Origin of the sequence: Pedobacter superstes (assembly GCF_037622515.1) — a bacterium.
Lineage (GTDB): Bacteria > Bacteroidota > Bacteroidia > Sphingobacteriales > Sphingobacteriaceae > Paradesertivirga > Paradesertivirga superstes.
Genome location: NZ_JBBJCN010000005.1, coordinates 130,892 through 152,381, shown reverse-complemented (window position 1 = coordinate 152,381; position 21,490 = coordinate 130,892). Strand labels below are relative to the sequence as shown.

18 protein-coding genes and 2 tRNA genes are annotated in these 21,490 nt (G+C 37.8%); 13 read left to right on the top strand and 7 right to left on the bottom strand.

Annotation, left to right across the window (positions count from 1 at the left end; all coding sequences use genetic code 11):
• The first annotated feature begins 170 nt into the window (after positions 1–170).
• The 9 genes from WG906_RS14765 (at position 171) to WG906_RS14725 (ending at position 12,865) form a co-directional block, all read left to right on the top strand.
• Positions 171–2,132: a tellurite resistance TerB C-terminal domain-containing protein gene (locus WG906_RS14765; RefSeq protein ID WP_339993538.1), complete on the top strand. Its 1,962-nt coding sequence runs from the start codon at positions 171–173 to the stop codon at positions 2,130–2,132.
• Entirely contained in the window at positions 2,122–3,435 is a 1,314-nt protein-coding gene (locus WG906_RS14760) for an ATP-binding protein (protein ID WP_339993537.1), read from the top strand. Before WG906_RS14765 ends, WG906_RS14760 begins: the two co-directional genes overlap by 11 nt.
• Positions 3,435–5,561 (top strand): DEAD/DEAH box helicase, encoded by a 2,127-nt coding sequence (locus WG906_RS14755; protein ID WP_339993535.1) that lies wholly within the window; start codon positions 3,435–3,437, stop codon positions 5,559–5,561. The genes WG906_RS14760 and WG906_RS14755 overlap by 1 nt, the downstream gene beginning before the upstream one ends.
• Positions 5,562–5,735: 174 nt before the next feature.
• Positions 5,736–8,546 carry a TrlF family AAA-like ATPase gene (locus tag WG906_RS14750; protein ID WP_339993534.1) on the top strand — a complete coding sequence of 937 codons (2,811 nt, stop codon included), beginning with the start codon at positions 5,736–5,738 and terminating at the stop codon, positions 8,544–8,546.
• A gap of 39 nt (positions 8,547–8,585) precedes the next feature.
• Positions 8,586–9,509, top strand: a complete 924-nt coding sequence (locus WG906_RS14745; protein ID WP_339993533.1) for a BRCT domain-containing protein — start codon at positions 8,586–8,588, stop codon at positions 9,507–9,509.
• On the top strand, positions 9,509–10,018 hold the full coding sequence (locus WG906_RS14740) for a 3'-5' exonuclease (protein WP_339993531.1): 510 nt from the start codon (positions 9,509–9,511) through the stop codon (positions 10,016–10,018). The genes WG906_RS14745 and WG906_RS14740 overlap by 1 nt, the downstream gene beginning before the upstream one ends.
• A gap of 18 nt (positions 10,019–10,036) precedes the next feature.
• Complete coding sequence (locus WG906_RS14735; protein ID WP_339993530.1) at positions 10,037–11,062, top strand: hypothetical protein; 1,026 nt, start codon at positions 10,037–10,039, stop codon at positions 11,060–11,062.
• A gap of 37 nt (positions 11,063–11,099) precedes the next feature.
• A complete protein-coding gene (locus WG906_RS14730) occupies positions 11,100–12,257 on the top strand; it encodes an AAA family ATPase (protein ID WP_339993529.1) in 1,158 nt (385 codons plus the stop codon).
• Entirely contained in the window at positions 12,257–12,865 is a 609-nt protein-coding gene (locus WG906_RS14725) for an HNH endonuclease (RefSeq protein ID WP_339993527.1), read from the top strand. The genes WG906_RS14730 and WG906_RS14725 overlap by 1 nt, the downstream gene beginning before the upstream one ends.
• Positions 12,866–12,888: 23 nt before the next feature.
• Here the strand turns inward: WG906_RS14725 and WG906_RS14720 are convergent, their stop codons facing one another.
• Positions 12,889–13,044: a hypothetical protein gene (locus tag WG906_RS14720; protein WP_339993526.1), complete on the bottom strand. Its 156-nt coding sequence runs from the start codon at positions 13,042–13,044 to the stop codon at positions 12,889–12,891.
• Positions 13,045–13,064: 20 nt separating this feature from the next.
• Here WG906_RS14720 and WG906_RS14715 point away from each other — a divergent pair, with 20 nt between their 5' ends.
• A complete protein-coding gene (locus tag WG906_RS14715; protein ID WP_339993525.1) occupies positions 13,065–13,535 on the top strand; it encodes a JAB domain-containing protein in 471 nt (156 codons plus the stop codon).
• A gap of 417 nt (positions 13,536–13,952) precedes the next feature.
• Here WG906_RS14715 and WG906_RS14710 read toward each other — a convergent pair whose 3' ends face one another.
• The 5 genes from WG906_RS14710 to WG906_RS14690 form a co-directional block, all read right to left on the bottom strand.
• On the bottom strand, positions 13,953–14,558 hold the full coding sequence (locus tag WG906_RS14710; protein ID WP_339993524.1) for a hypothetical protein: 606 nt from the start codon (positions 14,556–14,558) through the stop codon (positions 13,953–13,955).
• A complete protein-coding gene (locus WG906_RS14705; protein WP_339993522.1) occupies positions 14,558–14,857 on the bottom strand; it encodes a hypothetical protein in 300 nt (99 codons plus the stop codon). Before WG906_RS14705 ends, WG906_RS14710 begins: the two co-directional genes overlap by 1 nt.
• A 519-nt stretch (positions 14,858–15,376) precedes the next feature.
• Entirely contained in the window at positions 15,377–16,597 is a 1,221-nt protein-coding gene (locus WG906_RS14700) for a site-specific integrase (protein ID WP_339993520.1), read from the bottom strand.
• 254 nt (positions 16,598–16,851) lie between these two features.
• A tRNA-Glu gene (locus WG906_RS14695) sits at positions 16,852–16,923 on the bottom strand.
• A 29-nt stretch (positions 16,924–16,952) separates the two neighbouring features.
• A tRNA-Met gene (locus WG906_RS14690) sits at positions 16,953–17,028 on the bottom strand.
• A 113-nt stretch (positions 17,029–17,141) separates the two neighbouring features.
• On the opposite strand from WG906_RS14690, the gene era reads away from it, so the two are divergent.
• The 3 genes from era (at position 17,142) to WG906_RS14675 (ending at position 19,760) form a co-directional block, all read left to right on the top strand.
• On the top strand, positions 17,142–18,020 hold the full coding sequence (gene era / locus WG906_RS14685; RefSeq protein ID WP_339993519.1) for a GTPase Era: 879 nt from the start codon (positions 17,142–17,144) through the stop codon (positions 18,018–18,020).
• A 121-nt stretch (positions 18,021–18,141) separates the two neighbouring features.
• Positions 18,142–19,443 carry a ribosome biogenesis GTPase Der gene (gene der, locus WG906_RS14680; protein ID WP_339993517.1) on the top strand — a complete coding sequence of 434 codons (1,302 nt, stop codon included), beginning with the start codon at positions 18,142–18,144 and terminating at the stop codon, positions 19,441–19,443.
• A 95-nt stretch (positions 19,444–19,538) separates the two neighbouring features.
• Positions 19,539–19,760 (top strand): hypothetical protein, encoded by a 222-nt coding sequence (locus tag WG906_RS14675; protein WP_339993516.1) that lies wholly within the window; start codon positions 19,539–19,541, stop codon positions 19,758–19,760.
• A 12-nt stretch (positions 19,761–19,772) separates the two neighbouring features.
• On the opposite strand, the gene WG906_RS14670 is transcribed toward WG906_RS14675, so the two are convergent.
• Positions 19,773–21,380 (bottom strand): S41 family peptidase, encoded by a 1,608-nt coding sequence (locus tag WG906_RS14670; protein WP_339993514.1) that lies wholly within the window; start codon positions 21,378–21,380, stop codon positions 19,773–19,775.
• Between the last annotated feature and the right edge of the window lie 110 nt (positions 21,381–21,490).

The window sequence follows — 21,490 nt, the reverse complement described above, 5'->3', positions numbered from 1 at the left end:
CAAAATGGCAACTCTTTAGTCATACATTTTCTTCTGGGTTTTTTTATCTTAGGGAACCTAATTTTCACAATATCTATGATCAAGATGTATTTTCAACACTCGAGGCATACATGCCTGCAAGTGGCCTTATCAAAGAGTAATTGCGACAATTTTCAAACGCAACTACCATTATGGCTACTTTTCTAACTCTAACCTTAATCGGATTTATTATTTATCTTCTTAGCCGTCCGAAAGAAAAATCTTCCCATGGATTACCTAAGTCGAATTATTATTCAGAAGATGATTTAATAAGAGATCGAAAGCTCTCTGATTCCAGAGTGCTAACTAAAGAACCAGTAAGCATGGTTGACAATTCAATAGTAGACATAACAGGAGAAACTTATCAGATCACCCCAACCGAGTTAGGTTTCAACCTTGTAAAATATACAGATGACGTTCCTTTTTGGAGCCATAAATATGTGTATTCTTTTTCTGATATTAATAATGCTTCTAATGCCCAACTGCAGTTTTATCGAACTTTTAAGAAGAGCTTTTTAGAAGATATTTTTCTGGACTTAGAAGGTAATACTAATTATGCATTTATCTTGTTGTTTGACTTGCTAATCGATTATGAGCTTCATAAAGACATTCATTTATTAGAAAAACAGCTATACGCGTTAGGTCAATGTTATCCCAAAACGAAGTCTTATGGAAGGTCTTTCCTAGTTGAAAGAATGGCAAAGGTTGGAGACCAAGATGGTATAACTCGGTTGCGAACCCAACAAAGCTCGGAAATACAACAATATTATCAAACCGATTACGAAGACTGGAGACTAGGCGTCAGGTACAAAACAAAGCTTAAGTTATCAAAACAGGAAACCGATATTCTTAATAATTTTTACTATTCAAGTAATAATTTTTCGGGCATTGACTTCTGTAATCTTGAGATTATCAAGCTCTTTCTAGCAACCATCAAAGAGTTAACAAACCGCTATTCAAAGGACGGAAAGCCAATAAAACAACAATTTGAGATTATTGGCGATATCATAGCTCGCAAGCATTTCAAGTACAGAGCAAACAGCTACAACTATAAATATACTATAGAGTCCACTCCAAAGGACATATACTCAATTGCTTTCAAATACTGTGAAAACGCAGTACGGGAATTGTATGGACATAAAAGGAAAGTTAATACGGACACATATTATACTCACGTAGAAATAACCACTGTTCTTGACGAAATAACATCCCAGATTAAAGAGGTTATAAACTCCTTGTTGCCAACCGTAGCTGAACCGGATGAGGCGACTGAAATTGACCTTTATGCAAAAAATACAAATCGATGGAAGCGAAAATTTGAAGAAATTTCTATTGACTTGAGTGATGGAAAGAAGTTTATTGAAGAAATAAAGCGCCTTGCGTATTTGAATAAACGAAATCCATCAGCTGAAAACATTTACTTCGAAGCCTCGAAATGCATTGCACCTATTAACAAGGAGGCGTCATTAACATTGTACATATATTATTTATATCAAGATTTAAACTCTTCAACTTTTGACAATAAGAAGCTAACAAAAACCATTCAAAAAAGCCTGTTTAAGACAAGTGAGCAACTGCACGATTTTGAGGAAGTAATAAGTGAACTTATTAAAGACCGGAAGTTAGAAAAAGCTCTGGAATCAGTTTCAAAAATATATGTTCCTAAACGTAAAAAAATAGCTCTTGACAAGGAAGCTATTGAGGTAGTGCATCAAAGACATTCCGGTACTGTGGAGCTTCTGAATGAATATCTGAAAGATGAGCTTGAAGACAGCGAGAATATTGTTACAACTAAGCAATTGAACAACGAGGAGTTGCAAATCCAAATTACTCCTAAAATTGAAGCTCCGAAACCTTCACTTTTGACTAATGATATTTTGCTGGATAATAATCAGACGGAACTATTGAATTTATTTGTCAAGTCGAGTCTTACGGTCTCTCAAATGGAGATGAATGTCTTCGTAAAGTCTAATGGGCTTTTCAAAAATCAACTTATAGAAAGTATAAATGATGTTTGCTACGAAGTATTAGATGATATTTTGATTGAAGAAGAGGAAGATAATTACATTATAAACGAAAACTACTACCAAAGAATCTTTAGAAATGATAGATAACATTAAGCCAAAAGAGGCGACCTCGATAATTAACTCACTAATTGGTGGTGTAGTTCCAAAAATCGGTGTTCAGCACATCACTGTTGGTCGATCCGAAGAAATCGATGCATTCATAAAAGCATTAGAAGATGTAAAGAATGGGCACAGTATGGTCAAGTTCTGGATTGGTGATTTCGGGTCTGGTAAATCCTTCATGTTGCACCTTTTAAACACTGTTGCTTTAAAGCAAAAATTTGTAGTTGCAAATGCGGACTTTACACCTGATAACCGTCTGTATTCAAATGACGGCAAAGGAGTTGCGTTATATGCATCCATTATGGACAATGTTTCCATTCAAACCAAGCCAGAAGGTGGAGCACTGCCTACTTTGCTGGAAAAATGGATTGAACAAGTTATTACTAAAACTGCTCAGGAAAATAATATTCTATTAACTGACATAAGAAGCGAGCAATATCTAAGCCTTATTCAAGCTAACATCATGAAAACCATTAATGAAATTACTGATGTTGGTGGTTTTGATTTTGGCTTAGTAGTGATGAAATATTATGAGGGTTATATAAAGGATGATGAGCAGTTACGAAGAAATGCATTGAAATGGCTAAAAGGGGAATATAAAACCAAAACGGACGCAAAGCAGGATTTGGGAGTAAGAGAGGTTATTAATGACCTTAACTACTATGATATGCTGAAAAACTTCTGTAAGCTGTTTGTCAGTATGGGATATAGCGGCTTTATGGTAAACCTAGATGAAGCAATTAACCTTTATAAAATTTCCACCTCCGTCATGAGAGAGAAAAATTATGAAAAGATTCTAACTATCTACAATGATTGCTTCCAGGGTAAAGTAACCCATCTGTTTTTCAACTTCGCTGGAACAAGAGAAACACTTGAAAACCAACGAAGAGGACTTTTCAGCTACGATGCCTTGAAAACGAGGTTAGAGACAAATAAATTTGAAACAGAATCTATAAGAGATTTTGCTCAACCGGTAATCAAGCTTTTGCCTTTGAACCCCAATGAAATATTCGTCCTACTTAAAAAGCTAAAAGCAATTTTCGACTTCAACTATTCTACCCAAATCGATATCACTGATGATGATATTCATCTTTTTATGGAGGAGATATTCAACAAGCCAGGGGCTTCAGAGTTTCTTACACCAAGAGAGGTAATCAGGGATTTTCTTAATATTTTAAATATTCTTCGTCAAAATCCTACGTTGAACAAAGCAACGCTATTTGGTGAGATAGAGATTTCAGATGAGAGACCTAATGAATTATCGTTAGACAGCATCGAAGAATTATAATGTCTTTCGATTTACTTTCAGAGCCGATTCGCCGGTATATACGCGATAAACGCTGGGAAGAACTTAGACCCATCCAAATAGCGGCTATATCGAAAATCCTTTCAACCAGAGACAATTATATATTAGCTTCCAGAACGGCTTCGGGAAAAACCGAAGCAGCATTTCTTCCCATCCTTTCTAAGGTAAATTTCGAAGATCCTGGAGTTCAGGTTCTTTATATCTCCCCACTAATTGCATTGATTAATGACCAGTTTGGTCGTATCGAAGAGCTCTGTAAGTACCTTGATGTTACTGTCACTAAATGGCACGGAGAAGCGAATAAGTCCGGGAAAGATAGACTAATCAAACAACCGAACGGCATCATCTTAATTACTCCTGAATCTATAGAGGCGATGTTTGTTAATAAGCCGCATAACGTAAAACATCTTTTTTCTAATCTAAAGTTCGTTGTAATTGATGAGATACATTCTTTTATTGGGGCTGACAGAGGTGTCCAACTAAAGTCTATCCTATCTAGATTGCAAGATATTAATACGGACCTTTTTACTGTAGTAGGACTGTCAGCAACTATTGGTGATTATAATGAAGCAAAGAAGTTTACCGGAGATGAATTAAAGACCAAAGTTCTGCTTGACAGAACAGCTAAAGAAATCAATGCTCAGTTTAAATTTTTTATAGGTGAAAAGGATGAATTGCCTTTGGAGTTGATGAAGGATCTATACCTGGAAACGAAAGATTCTAAAGCATTAATATTTCCTAATAGCAGAGGACGCGCGGAGGAAGTTGCTGTAAAACTTAAAAAGATCTCAGAAAGAGTAAAGGGGCATGCGAACTATTTCTCACATCATTCCTCGGTAGATCAAGAGGTCAGAGAATACGTAGAATACTTTGCTAAGAACAGCGTCAGACAAAACTTTTGTATCTCTTGTACATCCACATTAGAGTTAGGGATTGATATTGGTTCGGTTGATCAAGTAATACAGATTGATGCAACACACAGCATTGCATCGTTAATACAGCGTGTAGGAAGGAGCGGACGAAAAGAAGGGGAGAAAAGCAATCTATTTCTTTATGCCACTGATAAATGGAGCTTATTACAATCTTTAGCCTGTTGGCTTTTGTATAAGGAAGGATATATCGAACCTCCCCTGATAACAGATAAACCCTATGATATTTTATTACATCAAATATTATCAATTGTTAAAGGACATTCCGGCATTAGGATTGAACAGTTAGTCAAAGAATTAAAACGCAACTTCGCCTTTTCAAAAATAGAAACCACTGAATGCCAAGCAATAGTAAAGCATTTGATTGAAATAGACTTTCTTGAGAAACTGCAAAACGAAGTTATAATCGGTGTGGAAGGCGAATGGATTGTAAACAGCAGAGATTTCTATAGTGTCTTTAAGGCTGAGGAAAATTTCAAAGTGCTGAACGCGGGTAACAAGATCGGTGAAATTCCAATAAGCCCCCAAATTCGAGAGGATGAAAATATTTTATTAGCAGCAAAAATCTGGAAAATAAAATACGTTGATTACGAGACAAAGAAGATTGAAGTTATAAAAGCTCTTGACGGGAAGAAACCTTCATTCTTTGGCGGGGGGGCTACAATCCATCCAAGGATTCGTACTAAGATGTTTGAGATCATTTACTCAAATGAAACCTTTGAAGTCTTAGATAAATTAGGTTCGGAAGAAATGGAATCTATGCGTAAGGAGTTCAGAATATTTGATATTACTGACTTAAGCAGAGACAGACCTCTTTTAGTTACAAAGACATATTTACAGCTGTTTACTTTTACCGGAACACGAATCAACCATACTCTAGGTTTTTTATTTGATCTCGCCGGTATAAAAAGCACCCTTAATGACTCCCACAGTTCAATTGATATAGAAGGTCCTGAAGTAGAGTTTCGAGCTAGTCTGAAAAAGTTGCCCGAGACCTTGAAAAATATTGACCAGCATATTCAAGAATTGCTGATAAGTAATCCGGGGGTGTTAGGATTCTCAAAATGGGGAGCTTATTTGCCGGTTGAACACCAAGTCAATTTGATGAAGCAAAAGTATTTCGATTTAGACGGGGCCCGCGAATTCGTAGAATCGCGTAGTTTAAAAAATAATTGCTAATCAAGATCAATATACCTATTGTAAATCCGACTATTCTCTAGTAAGTTTGGTAACCTTATCTACAATTTCTATTTTACCTATCGTTTCTTTCTTCCAAAAAGAAAAGCATACTAGTAAAGTGAAAGTGTATAACATTACTAAGATGCTCAAGATATCCAATCTCATTGAAGCTTTATGGTAGGAACCAAATGGTATAAGTGTGATCTACACCTTCATACTCCAGCAAGTAAATGCTTTCGTGATAGAAGCATAACACCCGAACAGTGGGTGCAAGAAGCTATTCAAAAAGGATTAGACTGTGTAGCTGTTACTGATCATAATACAGGAGAGTGGGTTGATGATTTGAAAGCGGCAGCCCACGGAACTAGTTTAGTCGTCTTTCCTGGTGTGGAATTGACATGTAGCGATGCTAAAGTTCACTTGTTAATAGTTTTTGATACTCAAGCAACAAAGCAAACAGTCGAAGACTTCATTACATTATCCCACATAAATAGAAGCCAGTTCGGTGAACAAGACGCACATTCCCCAATGAGTGTCGAGGAAATACTTGATTTGGCAACTAGTCAGTCTGCTTTATGTATTCCTGCACATATTGATGAATTTAATGGATTGTCTGAAGTCGCAAATACTCCAAGACAAAAGATTTTAAAGGACGATAGATTATTAGGGGTTCAAGTCGTACACCCGGGGATATTAATATCTGAAAGCAAATACAATTCGACAGAAAAGGAGATTTTAACAAACTCAATTAATAAGTATTTCGGAGCCACTGATAAGGAAATAATTGAACGGAAATTTAAAATTACAGAAGAAAGAATTAAAGACTGGAGGCAAACAGTAATGCAAGCTGTAAAGTGTGAGAAGGCTATTCTAACTTTCTCTGATAATCCGCACGCGCCCCGTGACTCAAAGCATGGACTAGCAGGTATCGGAAGCCGTTATACTTGGATCAAAATGGAACAAAAGCCAAGTTTGGAGAGCTTACGTCAAGCATTACTTCTTCATCGTTTCCGCATCAGACCAGATTTCGATTGTTTAAACCATCAAAAACCATATAACAATCCCCTAATTTGGATACAGAAGATCAAAATATGTGCAACGGAGATTTCGCATGCTTCTGCACCTCTAGAATTGGAATTTAGCCCTCAGATGAACAGTATTATTGGTGGAAGAGGGAGTGGAAAGTCATCTATCCTGCAATTTATTAGAGGGGTTTTTAAAAGGGGAGATGAGTTAAGTTCGCTCGATTCTGTGCATGATGAATTTAAGAGGTTTTTTCAATTAACTGATAGAGCAAAAAGAGGGGTTCTGAAAGCTGGCTGTACAATAGAAATAACAATTCAAAGGAGAGACGAGATTTTCAGCGTTAGAATGGCTCAAGGGACTAATCCTGTACCAACCATCGAACTTTATAAACTTAACGAGGTATCGGGCCAGTTTGAGTTACACGACCCCACCTTCATGACCTTCTTGGAGTTTGACATATTTTCTCAAAAACAAATTTATGAAATAGCCACTAACTTAAATTCCTTACGTGAGCGGATTGATGAGTCAACAGATATTATCAAGAACCTAAAAACAGAACTTGAAATAAAAGCTAGTGAGTACATAGAAAAAGCTTCTATAATAAGAACAATGAAAGTTAAGGTTGAAAGAAAACCTCTCTTACTTGCAGAAATTGCTGACACTCAAAACAAAATCAACAAGTTCAATGAAATTGGTATACAACAAGAATTACAGGATACTCAGGCTTTTCAAACCGAATTAAATCAGTTGAAAGCATTTGTTGACCAAATTAAATCTAGGGAAATAGAATTTGAAAACCTGGCAGAGAGTGTTTTATTGCCTCAATTGAATATTGATCACGCTTCGGATATGAATCGTGAAACGTTAAGGCCACACTTTGAAACTATCAATAAATTAGTACAAGAGGTCGCTTCAAACATTTTAAAAATAAAGTCAAAATACTCTGAAATTCCTAGAGCTCTTAGAAACGAGATTGGAGCTACTTCTTGGAATAGTGGAAGAAAGCTATCTATAAAGAAGTTCAATGAAAAGAAATCTCAACTCATTGAAGCTGGTGTAGAGACAATAGACCAAATCGAGGAGGATATAAAAGTACTAGAAAGGAAAAAGCAAGATTTACTATTACTCGAGGAAACCGAAAAGGAGATTTTGCTAAAGGAAGCTGAGAAAGCTTTACTAAAAAGCGAATTCGTCGCTAAAAGATTAGAGTTAACAGAAGCCAGAAAGACCTTTCTTTCCGACTTGTTAAAAGATGGAAATGTTAGAGCTAAGGTGCAATACGGTAAGGACTATAGTAATTTAGAAGAAAAACTAAGGAATGCAATTGGTTGCCAGAATGCATTCGATGACGACATTAATAAACTTGTTGAAACCTGGAAGTCTGGTTCACCTCAAACGCATAATCAAGCAACCTTTGATTTAATTTTGTCAATGCATAATGGCACATATACGTCAGGTGCCTTTTTCCAAAGATTTGTTTCCAAGATCCAAACTCTAAATGGCGAGCAATTAGATAAAGTAGACCTCATATTTCCAGAAGACGAAATACAGCTAGAATATAAAACACAAGCTGGTCAATGGAAACTTTTATCAAATGTATCAGCAGGTCAAAAAACCGCAGCCATACTAACATTAATTCTCTCGCAAGGTGATAAACCTCTGATTTTAGACCAGCCTGAGGATGACTTGGACAATTTTCTGATTTATGACCTCGTGGTAGACAAGCTTAGAAAATCAAAAGAAAGCAGGCAAATAATTACCGTAACTCATAATGCTAATATTCCAGTCAATGGTGATAGTGAGTATATAATTGTTATGGATTCTGATTCTAAATATATCCAGACAAAAGAACTTGGCTGTATTGAAGATACAGGTATTAAGAATGCCATTTGTACTATCATGGAAGGTGGAAAAGAAGCATTCGATATGCGTTCGAAAAGGTATCGACATGTTCAATAATTCATATAAACTGCTTTTTCAAATTTTACTAGTTACCTTATGCACAATTACGATAACCTACCATTCCGTCAATTCACAACTAAGAGTGAAGCTGACAAAGCCATCAATTCTTTAAAAGGCATCCTATTAGGAATTAACCTTGACAAAAAAGTTAACGATGCTGAATTATCCGAGTTGAGGAATTGGTGTACCAAACATCATGATCTTGTTAATCGGAACCCTTTCAAAGACTTCATGCTGGTTATTGCAGAAGCTCTTAGAGAAGATTCAAATAGAGAAGAGCTAGTTGAAGATCTATTCTGGCTTTGTCAGAAATATGAAACAGATAGCTATTTCTACAACGGAGCTACAGCCGATCTGCAAACTTTGCAAGGTATCTGTCACGGGATACTGGCTGACGCTTCAATAAATGATCAGGAAGTTGCTGCCTTAGACCAATGGTTAGAAGAGAACGAACATCTAGCGAGCTATTATCCATATGATGAGCTTCGAAGCTTAGTTGTATCGGTTCTATCAGATGGTAAAATTGATGACCATGAAAGAAAACGTCTAATGGCGTATTTCAATGAATTTGTCAATCTCACAGATGCGGAACTCACCTCAAAGATCAAGTATGAAATAGCGGACGTCACAATAAGTGGTATTTGTACGGTTGATCCTAATATCGTTTTCGCAGGAAAAACATTTTGTTTTACCGGCCTTTCGAAAAGGGCAAAACGCAGCGATATTGAGAAGCAGATAAAAGCTTTTGGAGGCATCTTCAGCAATACCGTTACTAAAACAACGGATTATTTGATTGTAGGCGATGGAGGCAACCCTTGCTGGGCTTTTGCTTGCTATGGGCGGAAGGTAGAGATGGCTGTTGGTCTTAGAAAACAGGGGCATCAGATTTCTCTAGTGCATGAATTTGATTTCTGGGACTTTGTTGAAGATGGAAGATCTGCCTCAAATCTATCTGCTTAATGACTGCATTAAATACCTTTACGGCTATTGATTTTGAGACGGCCCAAGGCAAGCGCCATAGCATTTGTCAAATAGGTCTGGTTAGAGTAGAAGACTGCGTAGTAACCAAAAAGCTATCTCTCTTATTTAAACCACCTGACAACTTTTATTCTTTTTACAACACTCAAGTCCACGGAATCACGGCTGGAATGACCAGAGATTCACCGACTTTTGACAAAGTCTGGCATTTAATAGAACCTTTTATTTGCAATCAAAATATTGTTGCTCATAATAGTTCTTTCGACATTAGTTGCTTACAGCAAACACTTGCATATTATAGAATGAACACCCCCGGCTTTAAATCACATTGTACTTATAAGATTTATGGTCAAAAGCTTAATCTCTTATGCAGGAGATATGGTATAGAATTAATCCATCATGATGCACTTTCTGATGCGATGGCATGTGCTCAATTATTTTTATTACATAGTAAGCAAGGAACCTTTTCTAGTCGTTCAGGCGCAGCTTAGTTCATAAAACAGGTAATTATGATTAAACATCTACTCAACATTATTATAGTACTTCTTACTCTATCAACCACAGCCCAAACCCCAATTGATGTTGTGGAAAGCACATTTAAAGTACCTGCATTAGAGGAGAATATTTTGTATTACGGATTTGCTGAAGGCGATCAGATTATAATAAACTTTGAAGAGGTCAATGGGAAAGAGTTGAAGGAATTTGAAATCATTGAACTGCCTGAAGCTTCCAAATTTATGGAGTATAAGATTAATAAGATTTCAAACAAAACGTTGAATATTGGAAGAACAGGTATTTACAAGGTTCGCTTCTCGAATACATCGATAGCAGGACGGATTTGTAAGCTTAAAATTCAACGCATTCCTTCATCTGAACGAACTACTAATTTCAATACTAATGTATATTGGAAAACGCATAAAGATACCACGTATACTCCGGTTCAAGAGAGATTCATAGAGCGGATTGATACTTCAATTGTTCAGGTGGTTGACCAACTTGCAAAAGTTTCATCACAAAGTGCATTAAATGGGAATACAAATCGAACTATTGTCGACTTCCAGCTACCAGAGGGAACTATTGCTTGGAGCTATTATATTGGCGTTGGTTCTGCTGGAAAACAGGCATATACTGAAGCAAGAGACAGGTTTTTATCAAGTACAGCAGCGGCCCTCACGAAGCTTCCAGGCTATGGGACTTTGGGAGCATTAGCGCTTTACGGTGTGAATGCTTTTAATAAGGTGCAGGGAGAAGATAATGTCAAATATTGGTTCATTACTGATTGGAATAATGTACTTCAATTTAAAGCTGGTAACACATTCTATCAATACAAAACGGGGGATGTCGTAAATGACGCTGGGCAAATGAAAACTCCACTAGCTGGCAAAACCTATTTGGGCCTATTAAATGATAATGTTTTGGAGCCTATTGATGTAGTTGTTAAAGTAACGGCTATACAGGTCATTCAGAAAATAGCAGTAAGAACAGTTCAACGCATGAATCTTCTAAGCAGACAAGACCCTTATCTTAGAAATTGAAATGCAAGCTATTCCTCCAAATAATTAAATTATAAAAATGCTTTTTAATAGTAATATTAGAATCCCTGGACCTCTCCTTGACAGATCCGAATTTGGCGATGATATTAATATACTCATCGGTGAGAATGGCAGCGGTAAGAGCACAGTGTTAAATGAAGTTGCAAAATATTACCTTGCCTCTCAGAGGTACAAGGTCATAGCAGTCGCCAATACAATCCACGATAAGTTTAACATTCGAGATAATCGATTTGAAATTCTGCGGGCATCCACAGGAAAAACAATAGCTAAAAAAACTTTAAAGAGGGCTTTGAAACTTCTCTCGAGTGATGATAATAAAAGAATTAATAACATAGGAGCCGCTTTAAAGTATGTTAATTTAGACCCAGTAATAGGTTTACAAGTAAAAGGGATTAATAAAGATTATAGGTATATTATTGAAGAAGCAGAACTTGATTCAAAAATTAAAAAGGATCTAATCTTTTGCTTGTCCAGGTTCGTTGAAGAATCCCAGTATGGAGATGATATTCAGCGAATCAATTTACACCATGGAAATTTCTATGACCTGAGAGATTCATTTTTGATTAGTATTTTACTTTATGAAGAACAACTGCGACGTCTTAAAATCGTAAAGAAAATTGAGGTTTATTTATGTAAAGAAAGACAAATGCTACCTGTTAATAGTGCGAGTTCAGGAGAATTAACGATGATAACCTCTCTGTTATATCTCACGATAAGCATTGACACACGTTCAATCGTTTTAATAGATGAACCTGAAAATAGTCTCCACCCTAAGTGGCAAACTGAATACGTGAAGTTACTAGTGGATCACTTTCATAGATATGAGCCTAAGATTATTATTGCAACACACTCGCCTCTAATAATAAATGCTGCAGAAATAACCTCACAAGGAGTAAGGGTATTTAAAGGAAGCAACGGATTATTCACTGATCAGCATAATGACACACAAAATGTTGAAGAGATGTATCAAGATTATTTTGATGTGACTACTCCTGAGAATAGGTTTTTGTCGGAAAAAATTGTAAAAGAAATGAACCAGCTTGCTGCTGGCATGATGAACCTAGAAGAGTTTGAACATAGTATAAATGATTTCAAAGACTCATCTTATAGTGATCAGCAAAAAGAAGCATTAGATGGAATAATTGAAATGGGTAGAAAAATTAAAGAACGTCAATAATGCCTTTAGATGCTAATGATTTATTGATTATTCAGTCTGCCATCGCCGAAGGTGGTAAGGTATGGGACAATGAGTTATTATCTGACGTAAAGGCGAAAATTAAAACTCATTACCTAACGATTACAGAAGATCAATGTTGCTATTGCCGAAAGGATTTTACTAATGAATTTAAGATGGTGATAGATATTGAGCACGTCCTGCCAAAAGCAAAGTACGGAGATTTTATGTTTGAGCTATTTAATCTTAGTGTGTCATGTAAGAGATGCAACATGAAAATCAAGGGAGAGCGGCTGGATTTTTTGATAGACTCCACAACGATACATTTAAATCCTAGAGACCCAAATCAATATTTATTTATCCACCCAAACCTTGACAATTACTTTGATAATATTGAGTTTCTGGCTCTCTTTCGAAATAACAAGAGGGTTATTAAGTATGTCTGTCAAACTGGAAAGGGTCATTTCACATATGCTTTCTTTGAACTTAATAAGATAGAAGTGAATACGATAAACGAGGCTCAAGGAATTAATATTTCGGAAACAGAGTTTTCTCCTGAAATTCCAGCTGATATAGTTGCGGAAACCAATGTTTTTTTGAATCAATTATAGGTCATATAGGGAGGAAATCTTTATTAATCATCTGCACCAATTTCGGCCATAACCCAGACACGGTTTCGCTTCGCCAAAGTAGTATTAAAAAAATGGGTATCCACCTTAGGGCGGAGCCTCCGCATTTTTTGAATCTCCACTTTGCCCTTTGTCTGGTTTACAGCCGCTGAGAGCGCCATAATTAATTAAATCTATGATTATGGAAAAGCTATCAAGTCAAATCGCACTATTCCAGGTTGCTGAAATTACCGTAAGTTATCAGCCTAAGTTCAAAGCTTCAGAAAGGCCAACTGTATCAAGTTCAAAAGACGTTTACAACTTCTTCTTTCATAACTGGGACAATACCCGGTTTGAAATGATTGAGCAGTTTAAGATCATGCTATTAAACCGGGCAAATAAAGTCCTAGGAATCTTCACTGTTTCCACCGGAGGTGTAGCAGGTACAGTTGCAGATCCTAAAGTAATATTTGCTACAGCGTTGAAAGGAAATGCTAGCTCAATTATTCTGGCTCACAATCATCCATCAGGAAATTTGAAGCCAAGTGAAGCAGATAGACAATTAACTAATAAGCTGACTCAGGCAGGAAAGTTATTAGATATATCAGTATTAGATCATTTGATAATTACAGCAGAGGAGTATTTTTCATTTGCTGATGAGGGACTTTTATAGTCCCTTTAAATCCCTTATTTAAGTTTTTTGCCATTTTACTTAAATAGCAGCCTTCTTATTTAAGCAATAGATGTTTGTGCAAGTGCCGCATGCACTATTTGAATCTCACTATTAGAATGGTTCCATTTCACCACCCACGACAAAGATACCGACGCCCGCCAATGGTTCAAGGCTATACAAGCGGGAAATGTTGTCTATTTGATATTGGCTTTCCCGGCCTTGAGCCATTGTCTGGCTATGCGCTCTTTGGTGCCTACGCGGTGAAATGGATAGGATTGTTCAGACTTACAGTAAATACGTAAAACTTTCGTTTTTATGAACTGCTAGCTGCTGCATTATGAATCTTTGAGAGTAAGTAAGATGGACTTGGCCTATTAGCCTATATCAAAAATAGAATGCCGTTAGAGCGGTTTAAGATTATTTAGCTATTAAATGTGGATTAAATTGATTCAGTGGTTTAGGAAGAAAATAGCCTTTTATCATTTCTGGGTTTCTAATGCACAGCTGAATGTGCAATCGCTCTGTGATCATTGAGCCTGGAAATGCCGCATCTCCCTCAGGGAATGCACACCGGACACTATCATATGGATCAACTCCTTCATTTTCATTAGATTGATGGACGTAATTTAGAACCGCACAGTCCAACGCTCTGTTTTTATCTTGGTTGATCGGCATGGGTGCATCGGCGATCTCCATCACCTTCGCTAATCCAGTATGCGCTTCGGCCAAAATGATTAATGATTCAACCTCAACTAAATTCAAGCATTTCCCAAGGTCAATTACTGCACCTACCACGAACGGTGTAATTGCAGCTGTTTTATTTTTCTGCTTTCCAGAAGCATTTTCTAAAGCATATTGTAAGGCTCTAGCGGGGTCATCCTCCCAAAAGTATATTCCCTCCCCAAGCCAGTCCCAAGTGTTAGTGCTAGCTTTAAGTTCATCGAATCCATTAATGAGGCGTAGGCCAACTTCCTTATCGCAGCTATGATATCCAATAATATAACCGGATGATACGGACGGCATTAATGTTTTTTAGAAGAGGTTTTCCTTGTGCCGGTATGTTTTACTGATGCTTTTTTTCCAGTAGTTCTTCCTGAAAATTGCCCCCTTGAAGAGGAAGCAAAAGCTGCTAAACGAGTTAAAGTAGCTTGTTGGTCACTTGCTTTAACTATACTCAAACCTGATATTTTTGCATTACGAACTGGCTCAGAAATAATACCAGCCTTTAGCAAAAATGCTAAGGCAGCATCCTTCGAAGAAGAAACCTCTGCTGTTACGGTTTTAAGCGTAGTGATCTGATCTGTAATGCTCCTTGTAGTCAACTGTATATGATTTGTACAAATATAATAAAATTCAATTTAGCAATATTATTTCAAAAATTAAGCCACTTATTACTGCAGTCTAAGAAAACGGTCGATTTTTATGATTTATACATTCTTCGGAAAAGTGTACCCAGGAAATAGAACGCCTGTCTAAAATTGGCATGAGACACCTTAAAAAAAATGACTCGCACCAGTAAGCACTATACCCAGAAGCTTGAAGTTGAAAAAGATGGCTTTGAAAATGCCGGGGTTGTGAAAAGATCTTTGAAGAAAGACTTCACGAAAGACCAAGGATAAATCTCCAGTCTCATGAACGGTTAAGCCACCTCTTACTGAAGAAGATAAAGCTGTCAACTGGTCGTGGAATAAATCGGACTGACGAAGGAAGGAGAATTTATGCCGCCGAAAGCCGGTTTACTGCTTTCTCTTCGCAGGTTAACTTTGCTGCAGCAGATCATATGCTGTAAATTAAAATAGGACAACCAAGTACTGGCTGTCCTTTCCTCATAGTAAACTACTTCAAAACTCTCCCGAAAGCTTCTTCTTCAGTAGCCTCATATCATCACTCACCTTAATATCCAAAATCTTCGCATAATGCTGCGTGGTTTTAAGGTTGGTATGTCCTAGCATCTTCGAAACTGTTTCAATAGGGACACCATTGCTTAAAGTGACCGTAGTGGCAAAGGTATGCCGGGCAATATGGAAGGTCAGCGTTTTAGAGATACCGCATACGTCTGCAATCTCTTTCAGGTAGGCATTCATTTTCTGATTACTAAGTACCGGAAGCAGCGTTCCGTCACTATCGCATTGCGGATGCTCTTTGTATTTGTCGAGAATTTCCAGGGCACTACTTAGAAGAGGAATCCTTGAAGATGTGTCTGTTTTTTTCCGGGTAGTGAAAATCCAGGCTTCGCCGTCCACCCCTATTCCTATTTCCGAGCGCTTTAGCTTTTTGATGTCAGCGTAGGCCAAACCTGTATAACAGCAGAAAAGAAAAATGTCACGCACCTGGGCCAGACGCTCCATGCTTATTTTCTTTTTGTGCATGGTGTCCAGTTCCTCTTTGGTGAGATAAACCCGCTCTCCTGCCCTTGCCGTCGATTTGTAATTGCTGAAAGGATTGGTTGACAGCCAGCCATGAGCCAGGGAACTGTTTACGATCTTCTTCAGGTTCTTGATGTACTTAACTGCAGATACACCACTAATCTTACATTGACTTTTCAGATAAAATTCAAAGTCGGTGATAAAAGCATGATTAAGCTTGTCGAGGGGAACATCGGTGGCTTTAAATTTCCATGTGAGGAAAGCGGTCAAGTGCTTAACGGTGGTACGATAGCCTTTTAAGGTGTTGGGCTCAAAACCATTTCCAAGTAGGGCTTCAACATTTTTGTTGTGTTCCTGGAAAATATCCAGCAGCATTTTTGATTTTGGCTTTTTTCCGGTGAGCAGGTCGCGCAAACTTTCGGCTGTAATTTCTTTGCCGGTTTCCAGAAGCATGTGGTGAGCAACATTTAATTTGGACTGCACACTGTCAAGAAATGTGTTTAGTGCCCTAACATCCTCTTTATTCCCCGTAGCCCTACCGGCATGGGAGTTCCAACGCGATGGATCACATTCGCGGCCCACAGAAACTTCTGTGCGCTGTCCATCAACGCTAATTCTAAGATAAATAGGAGCTGGTCCTGATTTGTAAGTGTTACGCTTTTTAAGATAAAAAAGCACATTGTACGGAGTGAACATAAAAAAATAGCATTTAAAAGGTGAAACAAAGTTACCTTTCGCAGCCCCGGTCTACAAGATGTTCATTGAGTGAACAGGTTGACTGTCAGAATCTTATGTCGTTTCTGGTGAGCACCTCTTCCTGGAAAAAGTGCTCACCGAATTGCTCACCAGAATTATGCGAAATCATGCATATTTTGGTGATTTGATTCCAACAAAAAAGCCTGCAATCAGTTGATTTGCAGGCTTTTAATGATTTTTGCTAGTGTTTCCAGTAGCCCGTAGGGGAATCGAACCCCTGTTTCTAGAATGAAAATCTAACGTCCTAACCCCTAGACGAACGGGCCATAAAAAAAGAAGTGTCTTTCAACTTCCTTGGTAGCGGGGACCAGACTCGAACTGATGACCTTCGGGTTATGAGCCCGACGAGCTACCAACTGCTCCACCCCGCACTCTAGCAATCTTTGGTTTTAGGCTTTATTACTTATTTCCTTACTCCCTGAATTGGACTGCAAAGATATATTTCGTTTCTTTGCAGTCCAAATATATTTTAAAATAATTTTTCATGTCGCATAAAGCCGGATTTGTGAGTATCGTTGGAAAGCCAAATGCAGGGAAATCTACCTTGATGAATGCGCTTGTCGGCGAAAAAATATCCATTATAACTCCTAAAGCGCAGACTACCCGTCATCGCATAATTGGAATTGTAAATGAAGAGGATTACCAAATAGTTTTTTCTGACACTCCCGGAGTGATAAAACCCAAGTACGGTTTGCAGGAAAGTATGATGGGAGCAGTGAATGATTCGCTGGTGGACGCCGATATTATTCTTTTAGTGACCGATATAAATGAACGTTTCGACGAAAACGATATCATTGAAAAATTAAAGAAAACCTCCTCTCCTATTGCCGTTGTTATCAATAAAATTGACACATCAACCCAGGAAGAGGTTGAAGCTAAAATTGAGCACTGGAAAGAAACCCTGAATCCTGAAGTGATTTTTGGAACATCTGCACTGCATGATTACAATGTAGATGCTGTAATGAATTTCATCATGGATAAATTACCGGAGCATCCCGCATATTATGAAAAAGATGCACTTACCGACAGAAATGAACGTTTCTTTGTATCTGAAATAATCAGGGAAAAAGTTTTTAAACTCTATCAGAAGGAAATCCCTTACAGCACTGAAATAATTATAACGGCATTTAAAGAGGAAGAAAAAATCACCCGGATAAGCGCTGAAATAATTGTGGAACGTGATTCGCAAAAAAATATCCTGATTGGACCCGGCGGCGCAATGCTTAAAAAAGTTGGCACCTATGCACGTAAAGACATTGAAGAGTTTATTCAGAAAAAGGTATTTCTTGAAATGTTTGTTAAAGTTATACCCGACTGGCGCAACAGGAAGAATTACCTGAAGAGCTTTGGATACGAAGATTAAAATTTTACAATTTACGAATTAAGATTTACGATTTTTGCATTCGTAAATTTATAAAGTGAATTGCCATATACTTGATTTTGAATTGCAATCGTAATTCGTAAATCAAAAAATCAAAAATTGAATGAGTAATATAGTAGCTATAGTTGGACGGCCCAACGTTGGGAAATCCACTTTATATAACCGCTTAACCGAATCGCGCAAAGCAATTGTAGACGATCAGAGCGGCGTTACACGCGATCGCCATTACGGATCGGCAGAATGGATAGGCAAGAACTTTACGGTGGTCGACACGGGCGGATATGTGGCCAATTCGGCTGATGTATTTGAAGCAGCGATACGGGAGCAGGTAATCATCGCCATTGAAGAGGCAACCGTTATCCTTTTTATGGTGGATGTTACAACCGGGCCCACCGATCTGGACGATAGCATCGCCGATTTACTTCGCAGAAGCAAAAAACCCGTATTAGTGGTTGCCAATAAAGTAGATAATAACAAGCTGCTTGATGATCTTCATCCTTTTTACAGCTTTGGCTTAGGTGAGATTTATTCCATCTCTTCGATGACAGGGTCCGGAACAGGTGAACTTTTGGATGAGGTGGTTTCCCATTTCGAAGAAGACCAGCCTGATGATTCATCGCTTCCGAAATATGCAATTGTAGGAAGACCAAATGTCGGTAAATCGTCCTTAATCAATGCCCTTATCGGGAAAGACAGAAATATTGTTACTCCTATCGCAGGCACAACCCGCGATTCAATTCATATCCATTACAATCAGTTTGGCCATGAGTTCATGCTGATTGACACCGCCGGATTACGTAAAAAAACTAAAGTTAAAGAGAATATTGAGTTTTACTCGGTAATGCGGACCATCAAAGCTTTAGAGGAAGCTGATGTTATATTGTTGATGATCGATGCCGTTGAAGGGATAGAATCTCAGGATATAAACATTTTCCATCTTGCGGAGAAAAACAAAAAAGGAGCTGTTATCCTGGTAAATAAATGGGATTTAATTGAGAAGAACAACAAAACCACTCTGAAATTCGAGGACGAGATCAGACAACGTCTTGCGCCCTTCTCCGATGTGCCTATCGTTTTTACCTCAGTTGTTGAGAAACAGAGAATTTTTAAAGCAGTTGAAGCGGCAGCTAAGGTTTTTGAGAACAAAACCAAGAAAATCCCTACCTCAAAATTGAATGAGGTGATGCTTCCGATAATTGAAAACTACCCTCCCCCTGCATTAAAAGGAAAGTATGTGAAGATAAAATACATTACGCAGATCAGTGGATCTTCACCGATGTTCGCGTTCTTCTGTAATTTACCTCAGTACATTAAGGATCCGTATAAACGCTTTTTAGAAAATAAGCTGAGAGAACATTTTGACTTCAGTGGTGTTCCTATTCAAATATATTTCAGACAAAAATAATGTTATGTAAAAAAAATCGTCAATGGTATTCGCGATTTTTAGAACACCTATTTTTTTAAATTTTGTCTTATTATTTTTGGATTAACAGTTAAGATATGAACAAATTATTTTCGACATTATTCGTTGTTTCATGTATTGCACTCAGCTCATGTGGCGGGTCAAACAGAGATTCGAATACTCAAGATTCCATTGACGCAGCAAGGGCTGCGGACTCAATGATCCAGGATCAATTAAATTCTGACACCTCGATGAATACGGATAGCACGCTTGACAATATGCCTACCGATTCGATGTCCAAAGGTTCTGACAATCGTTAAAAAATTTCAAGGTTACTTCATTTCCTGAAGCGATCTTGAAATTGCTTCATCACTTGAATTTACAACTTTGTAATAGGATTCATCTTCAAAATAAAACTTTGCTAAGGAAGCTTTAATTTCTTTATTTACAGCTTTCCTAGCAACTGCTGAAGCTTTAGGAGATACTTTGACCCCCTTTTTTACGGCAATAGATATTAATCGTTGATAGTCCTCATCACTTAATTTAAAATCCGTTAATAGTTGTTTTAAGGAAACAGGGTGATAATTATTTACAATTTGGCTAAATAAAAATTCCGTCAGAAGACCTCTTGCCCGCAAAGCATAAAAAAAGGAATTATATGCAGAAGTATCCACTGGAATATAGATATCCGGCATAATTCCGCCTCCTCCATAGAGAACATGTCCCGAAGCTGTTTTATAGACTTGGCTCTTATCGAATAAACTATCTTTCAAAGTACCGTCAGTATTTAACTCATTATTTTCTAGCCTGGTAGACGCTTCCGCAAAATATGCTTCCGAACTCATTTTATATGGCCTTTGTATAGAGCGTCCAAGTGGAGTATAATAACGCGCAATAGTTAGATTGAGAGCAGATCCGTCACCGAAATTAAATTGTTCCTGTACAAGCCCTTTACCAAAAGATCGTCGTCCGATAACAACGCCTCTTCCCAGATCCTGAACCGCGCCAGCTACAACTTCACTTGCTGAAGCCGTAGTTTCGTCAATCAGTACTACCAGCTTACCTTGCTCAAATTTCCCATTTTTAGTTGCGAAATAGTCGGTCCGCGGTTCATGCTCACCTTTGGTATAAACTATTAGTTGCTTTTCGGGCAAAAACTCATCTGCAAGGGCCGTAGCCGCGCTGAGATATCCACCTCCGTTATTCCGCAAATCCAATATCAGATTTTTCATATTACTCTGCTGTAAACGGCTTATTTCCAGCAAAAAATCTTCATCTGTATGGGCGCCAAACTTGCTGATTTTAACATAAGCAACAGTAGGAGCAATCATATAAGCGGCATCAATGCTGCTAATTGTTATTCTATCACGCATTATAGAAACTGAATCAACTGCCTGAGAATTTCGCTTTTTAACAAGGAGTTTGACTGAAGTTCCGGTACGGCCTTTAATAAGCGATACTATTTCCGTAGTGGTGATTTTCCTGCCTGCTACAAGTTTGTTTTCAATTTGAAGTATTTTGTCACCTGCCCGTATTCCGGCTTTTTGTGCAGGACCGTTTTTTACTGAAGTCACCAGTATGGTATCGTTTAGAATAAGGTATTCAATTCCGATTCCGCTGTAATTCCCTTCAAGGCTTTGCGACTGATCTCTGGCTTTGATTGGCGGAAGATAGAGGGAATGAGGATCAAGATGCGAAAGGATCTGATTAATTGCCAGGTTCTGAAGGGTATCGACCGTCACAGGATCAACATAATTTTCTTTTATGATCCTTAAAACCTGTTCAACTTTTTCTGTCTTCTCTCCGGAAATAAATGGCACAAAACTTCCTAGCGAAGTGTTGTTTTCGTGACCAAACTTGGGACCAACGGCCATGCCAAGGGCCAATATTCCGGCATAGCAGGAAGCGACAAATAAATTACTTTTAGTGGATGATTGCATGCGATAAGAGCGTTCTAAAAGTAGTAAATGAGGTTGAGATTTATCGATATAAAATTGTCACAAAAAAGCTTTTTTTAAGGCTTCTTTTCTGAATATATTCCGACCTTTAA